The organism is Streptomyces sp. NPDC104309 (assembly GCF_055584025.1).
Window position 1 is genome coordinate 1 of record NZ_JBVJMV010000097.1, and the last position, 10,553, is coordinate 10,553.

13 protein-coding genes and 3 pseudogenes are annotated in these 10,553 nt (G+C 66.5%); 4 read left to right on the plus strand and 12 right to left on the minus strand.

Features of this window, described 5'->3' with window-relative positions:
• Nucleotides 1–128 precede the first annotated feature (128 nt).
• The 3 genes from ACZ68L_RS45725 to ACZ68L_RS45735 all read right to left on the minus strand — a co-directional run bounded on the left by ACZ68L_RS45725 (nucleotide 129) and on the right by ACZ68L_RS45735 (nucleotide 3,064).
• On the minus strand, nucleotides 129–1,025 hold the full coding sequence (locus ACZ68L_RS45725) for a recombinase family protein (protein ID WP_469590679.1): 897 nt from the start codon (nucleotides 1,023–1,025) through the stop codon (nucleotides 129–131).
• A gap of 147 nt (nucleotides 1,026–1,172) precedes the next feature.
• The gene (locus tag ACZ68L_RS45730; RefSeq protein WP_469590681.1) at nucleotides 1,173–1,820 is read right to left on the minus strand and encodes a response regulator transcription factor; all 648 of its coding nucleotides are present in this window, start codon (nucleotides 1,818–1,820) and stop codon (nucleotides 1,173–1,175) included.
• Complete coding sequence (locus ACZ68L_RS45735; RefSeq protein ID WP_469590683.1) at nucleotides 1,805–3,064, minus strand: sensor histidine kinase; 1,260 nt, start codon at nucleotides 3,062–3,064, stop codon at nucleotides 1,805–1,807. Before ACZ68L_RS45735 ends, ACZ68L_RS45730 begins: the two co-directional genes overlap by 16 nt.
• 145 nt (nucleotides 3,065–3,209) lie before the next feature.
• Between ACZ68L_RS45735 and ACZ68L_RS45740 the strand changes: the two genes are divergently transcribed.
• On the plus strand, nucleotides 3,210–3,653 hold the full coding sequence (locus tag ACZ68L_RS45740) for a hypothetical protein (RefSeq protein WP_469590685.1): 444 nt from the start codon (nucleotides 3,210–3,212) through the stop codon (nucleotides 3,651–3,653).
• A gap of 91 nt (nucleotides 3,654–3,744) precedes the next feature.
• On the opposite strand, the gene ACZ68L_RS45745 is transcribed toward ACZ68L_RS45740, so the two are convergent.
• Nucleotides 3,745–4,578 carry a Tn3 family transposase gene (locus ACZ68L_RS45745; protein ID WP_469590687.1) on the minus strand — a complete coding sequence of 278 codons (834 nt, stop codon included), beginning with the start codon at nucleotides 4,576–4,578 and terminating at the stop codon, nucleotides 3,745–3,747.
• Between the two features lie 176 nt (nucleotides 4,579–4,754).
• On the opposite strand from ACZ68L_RS45745, the gene ACZ68L_RS45750 reads away from it, so the two are divergent.
• Both ACZ68L_RS45750 and ACZ68L_RS45755 read left to right on the plus strand, forming a co-directional pair.
• A complete protein-coding gene (locus ACZ68L_RS45750) occupies nucleotides 4,755–5,837 on the plus strand; it encodes a PLP-dependent cysteine synthase family protein (RefSeq protein ID WP_469590688.1) in 1,083 nt (360 codons plus the stop codon).
• 260 nt (nucleotides 5,838–6,097) lie between these two features.
• Entirely contained in the window at nucleotides 6,098–6,964 is an 867-nt protein-coding gene (locus ACZ68L_RS45755; RefSeq protein WP_469590690.1) for a phosphotransferase, read from the plus strand.
• 229 nt (nucleotides 6,965–7,193) lie between these two features.
• Here the strand turns inward: ACZ68L_RS45755 and ACZ68L_RS45760 are convergent.
• From ACZ68L_RS45760 to ACZ68L_RS45775, 4 genes and pseudogenes are all read right to left on the minus strand, one after another.
• Nucleotides 7,194–7,499: pseudogene (locus tag ACZ68L_RS45760) on the minus strand (integrase core domain-containing protein); the annotation flags it as partial.
• 7 nt (nucleotides 7,500–7,506) lie between these two features.
• A pseudogene (locus ACZ68L_RS45765) lies at nucleotides 7,507–7,689 on the minus strand (IS30 family transposase); the annotation flags it as partial.
• Nucleotides 7,689–7,856 (minus strand): annotated as a pseudogene (locus tag ACZ68L_RS45770) (helix-turn-helix domain-containing protein); the annotation flags it as partial. The pseudogenes ACZ68L_RS45765 and ACZ68L_RS45770, both read right to left, overlap by 1 nt.
• 75 nt (nucleotides 7,857–7,931) lie before the next feature.
• A complete protein-coding gene (locus ACZ68L_RS45775; protein ID WP_469590692.1) occupies nucleotides 7,932–8,570 on the minus strand; it encodes a hypothetical protein in 639 nt (212 codons plus the stop codon).
• 384 nt (nucleotides 8,571–8,954) lie between these two features.
• Between ACZ68L_RS45775 and ACZ68L_RS45780 the strand changes: the two genes are divergently transcribed.
• Complete coding sequence (locus ACZ68L_RS45780; protein ID WP_469590694.1) at nucleotides 8,955–9,152, plus strand: hypothetical protein; 198 nt, start codon at nucleotides 8,955–8,957, stop codon at nucleotides 9,150–9,152.
• A 38-nt stretch (nucleotides 9,153–9,190) separates the two neighbouring features.
• Here ACZ68L_RS45780 and ACZ68L_RS45785 read toward each other — a convergent pair whose 3' ends face one another.
• The 4 genes from ACZ68L_RS45785 to ACZ68L_RS45800 form a co-directional block, all read right to left on the minus strand.
• Entirely contained in the window at nucleotides 9,191–9,604 is a 414-nt protein-coding gene (locus ACZ68L_RS45785) for a hypothetical protein (RefSeq protein ID WP_469590696.1), read from the minus strand.
• Between the two features lie 143 nt (nucleotides 9,605–9,747).
• Entirely contained in the window at nucleotides 9,748–9,897 is a 150-nt protein-coding gene (locus ACZ68L_RS45790; protein ID WP_469590702.1) for a hypothetical protein, read from the minus strand.
• Complete coding sequence (locus ACZ68L_RS45795) at nucleotides 9,842–10,132, minus strand: DUF4158 domain-containing protein (RefSeq protein WP_469590698.1); 291 nt, start codon at nucleotides 10,130–10,132, stop codon at nucleotides 9,842–9,844. Before ACZ68L_RS45795 ends, ACZ68L_RS45790 begins: the two co-directional genes overlap by 56 nt.
• 126 nt (nucleotides 10,133–10,258) lie before the next feature.
• A complete protein-coding gene (locus ACZ68L_RS45800) occupies nucleotides 10,259–10,414 on the minus strand; it encodes a hypothetical protein (protein ID WP_469590700.1) in 156 nt (51 codons plus the stop codon).
• Nucleotides 10,415–10,553: the final 139 nt, after the last annotated feature.

A 10,553-nucleotide genomic window follows, 5' to 3' on the forward strand; every position in this document is an offset into this window, starting at 1 on the left:
CACCCGGGAACAGGACACCCACCCCTCGGGTTCCCGCCGAGAAACCTTCAGTTCCCCTGAACTCACGGGACTCTAGGGGTCCCAGTAGTTCTCGCCGAAAAAACAACGCCAAGGACTGAGCCCTCAGGTCAGGCCGTGGGCTCCAGAGTGGCTGTGGCTGTCTGCTCGTCGTGTTCGCGCAGCATGCGCATGACGGTGGCCGGGGCTGGGTGCCGGCCTCGCTTCTTACCGGTGCGGATAACGAGGCGGGAGGCGATCTCGCGCAGCGAGAGGCGTTCGTCGTCGCGCAGGCGCAGGGCGGTGGCGAGCATGTCCTCGTCGGAGACCTTGACCCCGCCGATCGCCTTGCCCTTTGTACGGGCGGTCTCCTGGCCTTCGAGGGTCTTGTCGCGGATGTAGTCGCGCTCGGACTCCGCCATGGCGGCGAAGAAGGCGAACAGGGCGGCCCCGTGGCCGGACGGGTCGTGCTTCCCGGCCAGGGGGCCGGTGAGGAACTCCAGCTCGATCTCGGCGTCGCGCAGTTCCTCGGCGACCTTGAGGAGTTCCAGGGCGCCGCGGCCGAGCCGCTTCATCTCGTGCACCACGAGGGTCACTCTCGCCCCCAGCGAGCGGTACTCGCGGGCCGCCGCCAGGGCCGCCTTCATTTCGGGGCGTTCGCGGACCCGGGTGCTGATCTGTTCCTGGAAAAGCCGGTGTACGCCGGAGGATTCGAGGGCGTCGACCTGGGACTGGATCTCCTGCGTCCGGCTGGAGACGCGGGCGTACGCGAGCCGGACCTCCCTCGGCACGGCAGGCGCCGCGAGCTTCTGCACCGGCAGGGCCTGCCAGGCGGAGCCGGGATGGCGTACGGCCGGGGTGGCGACGTGCAGCTCGGAGCGGAGCGCGGGGACGAGCTGGAAGCGCGCGGTGTGGTACTTGAGCGCGACCTTGCCGGAGGTGGTGCGGCAGGGCGAGCCCGCCGGGGCCTGGCAGGTGGACATCGAGCAAGCGTGCGACTCGACGAGCCGGTACGGGTTGGTGATCACGCTCGGATCGTTTCAGGAGTACGTTTCACCGATCAAGAGGAAGGAAACGGCCTGTGAAACAAATCGACCTGCGGCGATGTTGCTGGCGCCCGGTGTTGAAACGGGGACCACCTATGAAACACCGACTTGCGGTGGGGCCGAGGCGCGTCAGGGGTTGTTCAGGTAGGTGAGAACGGCGAGGACGCGGCGGTTGTTGTTGTCGTCATCGGTGATGCCGAGTTTGCCGAACAGGGAGGTGGTGTACTTGCTGATGGCGCTTTCGCTGAGGAAGAGCCGTTGGCCGATGGCCTGGTTGGACAGTCCTTCGGCCATGAGGCCGAGCACGGAGTGTTCGCGTTCGGTGAGCCGTTCGAGCCGTCGATACGAGGATCCGCTGGACAGTAGTTTGGCGATGACGGCCGGGTCCATGGCGGTCCCGCCGGCGGCGACGCGTTCCAGGGCGTCAATGAACTGATCGGCGTCGAAGACGCTCTCTTTGAGGAAGTAGCCGATGCCACCGGCGCCGTCGGCCAGGAGTTCGCGGGCGTACAACTGCTCGACGTACTGGGAAAGGATGAGGACCGGCAGTCCGGGCAGTTCGCTGCGGGCGACAAGAGCCGCCCGCAGGCCCTCGTCCGACTGGGTCGGAGGCATGCGGACGTCGACGACGGCAACATCCGGCCGCCACGTCAACAGCGCGTGCAGCGTCTCGGGTCCGGTGGCTGCGGTCGCCACCACCTGGTGTCCATATGCCTCGATGAGGCGAACCATCCCGTCACGCAGGAGGTAGAGGTCTTCGGCTACAACGATTCGCACGGCACCATCATCCTCATCCGGGTCGGGCCGCCTTCCGGGCTGGTGATCTCCAGGGCGCCGTCGAAGACCGCGAGGCGGCGGCGCAGCCCCGCGAGTCCGCCGTCGGCTCGCAGGCAGGCTCCGCCGCGGCCGTTGTCTTCGACATCGATGACGATGCCGGTGTCGTCCTGGGTGATGGAGATCCGGGCCCGGGTCGCACGGGCGTGCTTGACCGAGTTGGTCAGCAGTTCGGCGATGGCGAAGTATAGGGCGGACTCGATCGGCGGGTCCAGGCTGAGTTGAAGGTCTGCGCTGACAGCCGCTTCGATCGGGCTGTCCAGGGCAAGAGCGCGAACGGCATCGATGAGCCCGCGGTCGTTCAGCACGGGCGGGTTGATTCCCTGGACCAGTTCGCGGAGCTCGGTCAGTGACGCGGTGGCACCGGCCCGCGCTTCCCGCATCAGCGTCCTGGCCTGGTCAGGGTCGGTTTCCATCAGCTTCTCCGCAGTCGCCAAAGAGAGCCCGAGCCCGACCAGGCGGGCCTGCGCCCCGTCGTGCAGGTCCCGCTCGATCCGGCGGATCTCGGCAGCCTGGGCAACCGTCGCATCCGCGCGCTGGGCAGTCAGCTCGTCCACCCGGTCCGCCAGCGCCATCGCGGGTGACGGGCGCAGGAAGCGGACGGCCACTGGCTCGACACACCGCCAGGCATACGGGGCGCCAGCGACGGCCACGACCAGGCCGAGCGCCCCGACGACGTGCGCGGCGGGCCCCGGTTGGCCGAGCCCGAGGACCGCCACGGCCACCCCGGCCGGCGGGAGGGACGCGACCACGCCCGCGGTGAGCGGCGCGATCGCCGTGAACCGCAGGTCGCGCCAGTTGGCGGGGTCGCTCCACCGGACCCGCCACTTCTGATCCAAGAGGGCATCGCGGCGGGTGCGCTCGTAGCTGAAGCCGTTCCACCAGTACCCGGTGGACATCCGCGTCACCGGCCCGGCCTGCCGGTATCCGGCGGGGATGACGGTGGCCGTCCACCTCGCGACGAGGAAGCGGACCATCCGGCAGACCGAGCGGGACAGGGCGAGCGTGCACCCGCATACCAGCACGACCGGCGCAACCCACGACCACGGGTTTCCCGCTCCCCACCAGATCCCCAGCGCCACGGCGGCGGCCCACACGGCCGGGACCAGCATGCTGATGACCGCCACGACGCACGCCCGTACGAACCCCACGCCGACGCGCGCCAGCCACGAACCCAGCTGTCTCATGATTCTTCCTTCGCTTTCCGTTCGGTGCTCCCACGGTGCACCGCGCGGAGCCCGCTACGGCCCTGGTCAGCCGGGGAGTGGGGCTACCCCCACCCACCCGTGGGTCTAGACGGATACCGCGTCGGCCTGGCGCTTCTTAGCGTCGGTGAGCACGGAAACCAACAAGCACACGACTGAGGCGGCACTCTTCAACAGCCCCCGCACCCAAGAAGCCTTCGACACGGCGAAGAACAGCGTCAAGGTCGACGGCGCACTCAGCGCCGTCGCCCTCCTGGCGGTCATCGTGGTGTCGAGCAGCGGTCATATGGTGAACACGTTCATGTGGGTCCGGGCAGTCCTGCTGCCTGTAGTCGCCGTGCTGATCTACCGGATGACCGTCTCCGCTTCCCGGGGATCTCGACGGGCCTTCGAGCGCGTGAGCGCCCTCGCCGTCATCATGCCGATCGCGATCATCGGCGTCGACCTGATCCCGGATGTCTGCCCGCCGTGGTACGCCGTGATGCAGGCCGTCTGCATGCTGCCCATCATCCGAGTCGCGTTCATCACCCGCGGCTCCGCACTGCGCGCCGCCTTCCCCACGTCACGCTGACCCCTCAGCTCCTGCGTGCTTCCTGACTGCACCAACGGCATCGTCTGATGCATCCGGGGCGCTCAGCGGACAACAGTCCCGTGTCCGGCTGCTACAGCCCGGCTCCGGGCTCGTCCATGCCAGCAGTCCGCGGGGGCCGGTGTCCCTGGTCGTCGAGCTGGGCAAGTTCGTGTTCGTAGTCGACGGTGATCGAGCCGTAGTAGTTGACCACCGAACTGCGCGCCGGGGAGATGTGCGCCAACACCTCGGCGTCCACCCCGCGCCCGACGGTACGCAGTTCACCGACGGCCAGGCCCATGTACTCCGTGTGCCAGCAGACCACTGCGTTCGTCACGACGGTCAGGCACCACGCCTGTTCGTGTTGCTGCTCGGGCTGGTGGCGGGTGACCTTGCCTTCGCGGGCGTAGTGGAGCTGGCGGCGCAGGGCGTGGAGGGACTCGCCCTTGTTGAGCTGCCGGGCGATCTCGCGCCGGTATCCCTCGTCCGACAGGTACTTCGCCGCGTAGATCGTGCGCCGGATCGCGCCGTACTCCTTCAGCGCGGCGGCCAGTGCGTTCTGCCGGGAGGACGCGGAGAGCTTGCCGACGATCAGGGAGGCGGTGGCGTGCCCGTACTTGAGCGACCCGGCCAGACGGAGCGGGTCGTCCCCGTGGTCGGCGACCAGGTCCAGGTTGGCCTTCTTCGTCAGCAGCGGCCCCGCAGTCGGGAACCGCTCCTCGTAGTCGCTCTTGGCGCCCATCCGATACAGGGTGATCTCGCCCAGGTCCCGGATGCGGGGCGAGAGCTGCTTGCCCATCAGGTCGAACAGGCCGAAGTTGACCAGGGTGACACCATGCGTGTCCGTGGCGTGCTCGGTGATCGGCAGATCGGTGGCGTTGCCCAGGATCTCGTCCAGCACATAGTGGGCCTCGCGATGAGTGGCCACGATGACCTTCGTTGACCGTTCTCACCGAAGCCAGTCGCCGTCTCATCCAATCCAGCCGTCCAAGCGATACGGCAGAGCCGAAGCGCGGTAGCCGACACAGCGGCAGGTTTGTGTCGCCATGATGACCGCTGGCTCCGGCGACCTGACTGGAGCCGAGCCTCCAGTAGGGTCCGGTCATGGCCATGGAACATCCCAACTCGTGGGCTGCCGACGCGATCCGACGGGTACGGTCAGACGGCCTGCGGCTGACACCGACGCCCCTGCGTCCGCTTCCGCTACCCGCAATCCGGGACGTCGAGATCTACGTCAAGGACGAGTCCGCGCATCCCACCGGCAGTATGAAGTATCGACTGGTGCGGGCCATGTTCTGTGAGGCGATAGCCAGCGGCGCTATCAGGGCGGATACGCCGGTAATCGCGGCTACGAGCGGGGCAGTCGCCGTCGCCGGAGCCCACTTCGCGAGACTGCTGGGTCTGGTGTTCACCGCCGTCGTACCGGCGAAGACCTCTGTGGACGTCCTGGCCAGGATCGAGAGGGAGGGCGGTCGGTGGCAGGTGGGCGAGCAGCCGCCGGCCGCGGTGCAGGGGGAGGCGAGGGCGTTGGCCGAGCGGCTCGGTGGCCACTTCCTGGACCACTTCACTGACGCGGAGCGAGCGGTGGTCGGATGGGGTGAGCCGACGATCGCCGACGAGATCTTCGTTCAACTGAGCAGGGAGCCACACCCCATCCCGAAGTGGATCGTCACCGGTGCCGGAACGGGGGCGACCTCGGCAGCGGTCGGGCGCCACCTGCGGCGACACGGTCATCCGACTCGGCTGGCCGTGGTGGACCCGGAGAACTCCGCCTACTTCCCCGCGTGGGCGAGCGGCTGTGGCGACTACACCACGGGGATGCCCTCGCGGATACCTGGCATCGGTCGCCCACGCATCGAACCCGGCTTCCTGCCGACGGTGATCGACCTGATGATCCCGGTACCGGACGCGGCGTCCATTGCAGCCCTGCGGTGGCTTCGCACTACTGCCGGGATCGAAGCCGGACCGGCGACCGGCACCAACTTCTGGGGGACGTGCCACCTCGTGGCACGGATGCGCGAGGCGGGAACGCAGGGCAGCATCGTCACCATCATCGGCGACACCGCTGATCCGTACCGGAACACCCACCTCAACACGGCGTGGGTGCGTGCGCGAGGCCTCGACCCCACACCGTACGAGGCCGAGATCGAGCGGTTCGCCCGCACCGGGGAATGGCCGGCCGGATAGCGGCCCGCGTGACGGCCGGGCGCGGATGCCCCTCGGGCCGCTACCCCGACTGGATTGGATGAGATGGCGACTGGCTTCGGTGAGAACGGTCATTCGTGCCGAACGTCGAGTGCTGGTCGGAGATGACCTGTCTCAATGAAGGTTGAGCGATTCTCAGTGAAGGTTGAGCGATTGATCCTGGCGGTGTGCCGAGCCACGATAGTTGGCACCTGGCCACGCTGGTTGGCATCGTCCTCGCTCGTCTATGCCAAGATTCGAGGGTGGATATAACCGACGTCACGCGTGCGATCGCGGCTGCGACTTCGGTCGCCGCATCGCTCGACCTGCCAGCTAATGATGCAATCGTTCTCCACAACTCGAACAAGCTGGCACTGCGGCTGACGCCATGCGACGTCTTTGCCCGGGTCGCCCCTGTGGGACAAGAGGTTGCACAGTTCGAAGTCGATCTCGCTCAGCGGCTCACCGAGGTCGGATGCCCGGTGTGTCCCTTGGAGCCTCGGGCGGACCCGCGTGTGTACACGCGCGATGGCTTCGCAGTGACGCTGTGGACCTACTACGAGCCCGTGACACCTCACACCTCACCAGTCGACTACGCCAAGGCGCTGGAGCAGCTGCACGCCGGCATGCGCAAGGTCGATGTGCCGAGCCCGAGGTTCACGGACCGGATCACGGAGGCGGAAGAAGTTGTCGCCGACCCGGATCGCTCGCCGGAGCTCACCGACGCGGACCGCGTGTTCCTCAGCGGCAGGCTGGCAAGCCTGCGACGAGCGATCGACGACCGCGGCGCCGTGGAGCAACTGCTCCACGGCGAGCCGCATCCAGGCAATGTGCTCAGCACGAAGAACGGCCCGTTGTTCATCGACCTTGAGACGTGCTGCCGTGGACCCGTCGAGTTCGATCTCGCCCATGTTCCCGAGGCGGTCTGCGAGCACTACCCAAGCGTTGACCAAGGGCTGCTGGACGAGTGTCGGCAGCTCGTTATCGCGATGGTCGCCGCGTGGCGTTGGGAGCTTGGCGACCAGTTTCCGAATGGGAGGCGATTCGGAGAGGAATTCCTGCGCTTGCTGCGCGAGGGTCCTCCTTGGCCGACACTCGACACAGTGACCAGGCGACTGGATGGTCTGTAGAAATCGCCGAAGGTCACGTGAAAGCGGCAAGGAACCAAGCGACGAGACTGTCGCCGTTGCAACCTCATGCGCGCCGGCCTCGCTGCCGCGCTGAACCATGGTGCCGGTGCCAACAAACGTGGCAACTCATTACAGATGCCAGGAATCTTGGCCAGACGGTGCCAACTAGCGTGGCCAGGCTGTTGGGAGCCCCAGGTCACACTGAACTGTTCCGGGTTCGGTAGAGACTTCAGATTGTGGCTGTGACCTGCGGATTTGGTTGCTGCTGGTAGTAGACGGCTTCATATTCGGCTGGTGGGACGTGGCCTATCTCACCGTGGAGTCGGCGGTGGTTGTACCAGTCGACCCATTCGGCCGTGGCCAACTCGACGTCACTGAGGGCTTTCCAAGGCCGCTGGGGTTTGACGAGTTCGGTTTTGTGCAGGCCGATGGTTGATTCCATCAGAGCGTTGTCGAGGGCATCGCCGACGGTGCCGATGGACGCTGCGATCTGCTCGGATGCCAGGTGAGCGGCGAGACGGAAGCTGGTGTACTGCCCGGACTCAATCGGTCGTCGCAACACCAGCTTCTTGAGTCAAGAGTAGGTGTTCGTTGAGGGCTTCGGCGGGTGTCTTCCATCCGAGGGTTTTCCGGGGCCGACTGTTGAGTGCGAGTGCAACGGCCTCGAGGTCGTCTGCCTGCCATCGGGACAGGTCCGTGCCCTTCGGAAAATACTGCCACAGCAAGCACGCCCGTTACGCCAGCGCCGCCCGGTCCTCTCGTTGATGCCGACGATTCGGCATGCCTCTTCGCCGCTCACACCCTGCTGCATGAGCTGAAGGTAGAGGCGCCGTTCCTCGGACAAGGGACGGCGCCTCTGGATAACGGACCGGTCCCGGATCTTGAAGTCCATCGCATCCCCTGAACTGGGGTGTTGCGACAACCACTAGAACTCAAGCCACAGGTGCGGGCCGTCCGGTCCTCGTTCTCAGCCGTTGGCCTGGGCCAGGCAGTTCCGGTAGGTGTCGCGGGCCGGACGCACCGTCTTGTCCGTGTCCACCTTCTCGGAGACCGCGGTGTCCAGCTCAGCCTTCCGCTTCTCGACGTCCGGGGCGGACGTCGCCTTCCGCGCCGCCTCGGCCTGAGAACGCAGTTTCTTGATCAGGTGCTTCTCCGTATCCACTCCGACCATGTCGGACCCCTTGTCGTTCTCGCTCATGCCATCGAGTGCCTTCTGCGCCTCATCGGCTTCAGCCACGGCAGCGTCAGCGGTGGCGGCCGAATCGTATGTGTCTGCCGCCTCCAACAGCTGCCAGGCCTTTTCCTCTACCCGGTGGCCTGCGTACCGGCCTCCGTCCGACCGCATCTTCGTGAACTCATCGCTCACATCGTGGCCCGTCTGGGCCGCCTCCTTGAGCGTCGCCCGGTCAGCCTTGGCCCGGTCGTACGCCTGCTGAGCGGCGGTGACCTTGGCCTCGGCGTCCTCCTGCTTGTCCTGCGCGTCGAGGTAGGAGATGTTCTCGGTCGTGCACGCCGGGGCTTCGGCCGCCAGTGCCTGGGACGGAGCAAGAACGGTCAGGGCGCCGGCCGCCACGAGGGCGGCCCTGCACACGGTGTTGATCTTCACGGATTCGGCTCCGTGATCGGTTGGTCGGATTGCGTGACGATCAACGACTCGATGCCGTCGGCGATATGGGCCCCGGGGAGGAAAATACGTTTCAAGGGTGATCAGGGCGCCGTTTCCCTTGGTTGGGGAGGGCCCGCTGTTGACCGATTCGGACGCGTGTCAGAGCACCGGCTCCGGTGAATCGGGTTGCGAGGGATGGGCCGCGCTGTGGCCCGATCGGCGCTGCCGCCGCCGACGCACGCCCACGTAGGGAAAGGCCCAAGGGGCATGGGACGAGAGCCGAACCTTCCGCTTAAGAACGGGAAGGGAGCTGGGGCGAGTGGTGGGTACGGAAGGCGCGTTATGGCGGGGCTTTGAGGAACCGACAGGATCCGCACATGCGTCGTGGTCAGAGCAACGTTGCGCGACTGCATCAAGAAGGCAGGCATGGAACCGGACCCCTCGATATGGGAGTTGCTGGCCGCGTTCCTCTTCATGGGGATCACCGCCATTGTGACGATGTCGTTGATCGTGTTCCCCATCATCGGGGTCGGGATCTGGACTGTGTCGCGAGTGCGCCGCAGACGTGACGGCGGCCGCTAGCTAGCTCCCGCCACGACAGTCGGCCACCTCACCAGAACTCACGGGGAGCTGGCCGACGGCCCATCAGGTCGCAGCGCGGACCACACCTCATCGAGAGCCGGGGACCCGGGATCACGAACGGGCTGACCCATCTCGGATGACCAATTGGGACGGAAACGTCCCATGAAGTCTGTGAAGTCGTTCCGGAGATACCGAGAATCGGACGGCTTCAGCCGGATCTGCTGACGGCTGCCTGCCCACCAGATCTCGAAATCCGCAACCGTGCCCTCCGCCGGCCAGCCATCGCTTTGTTCCGGAAGCAACAGGACGTCGACGAAGCCTCCGACGCTCAGGCCGATGTCCACGAAGATCCCGATCGCACCGGGCCGGGGAACCTTCACGACGGTGCCCTCGAAAACCTGCCCGAAGCGCAGCCCCCTCCGAATCCGAGCCCACTCGGCATCTGTCACCACGAACGCATCTTCGCACCCTCGTCCCGGTCATGAGCAGCTGCACTCGGGCGGCGGAGTCCCGTCACGGACGTCGATCGCCCCGCCCGTCTGGGCGACACAGCACTGCCGTCACTTCTCGTGAACAATCCCCGACTGGCGGACGCTCAACTGCTGCTGAAACTCATCGACAAACGTTGTCGCTGAAAGTGAACGAAGCCATACTCGGCGATCTCCCGCAGATGGTCCGTGCGGGTCTGCTCACGCTCGCCGTAGCCCGCCAGATCTGCGACGGCGAGCCCAAGCTGCCGGGCCAGGCGGCCAACCGAAGGCGGGCGGAGCGGCGGGCACATTGTCGGGGACGAAGCCCAGCCAGGGCAGGGCGGACAGCTGCACGGCGGCGCCGAGCACGTTCTGGGCCCGACGGAACTTCCGCAGGAACGTCTCGTCGGCCGGGGTGAGGGTGAAGTACCGGATCAGCTCGTCCTTGCCGATCGCCGGACAGGACCTCAAGCCCTCCAACTCCTCATCCGAGAACACCCTGGTGGCCATCGGCCCCTCCCGCCCCACTCGATCAACGCAGACGAGCACCACTGCTACCCGGCCAGGCAATGGGCACAGGCAGAAATCCTCGAACCTCCCGTACAACAGGGGGCGTTGCACTTTCCTGAGGCGTTCCTACGCAGGGAACCCGGTGTGGCGCAGGTTCGCCATGGCCGGGTCGGCCTTGATCCGCTTTGAGCTCTGCACCGCGCCGAGCCCCCAGGCCGGCAGTTCGTCCAGCCACTCCCCGGGCTCGACCATGGTCTGCCGCCCGACGGTGAGCACGGACATCAGCCCAGATCAGGGCTGCCGCACGGCTTAGCGTTGTTTTTTCCGCGAGAACTACTGGGACCCCTAGAGTCCCGTGAGTTCAGGGGAACTGAAGGTTTCTCGGCGGGAACCCGAGGGGTGGGTGTCCTGTTCCCGGGTG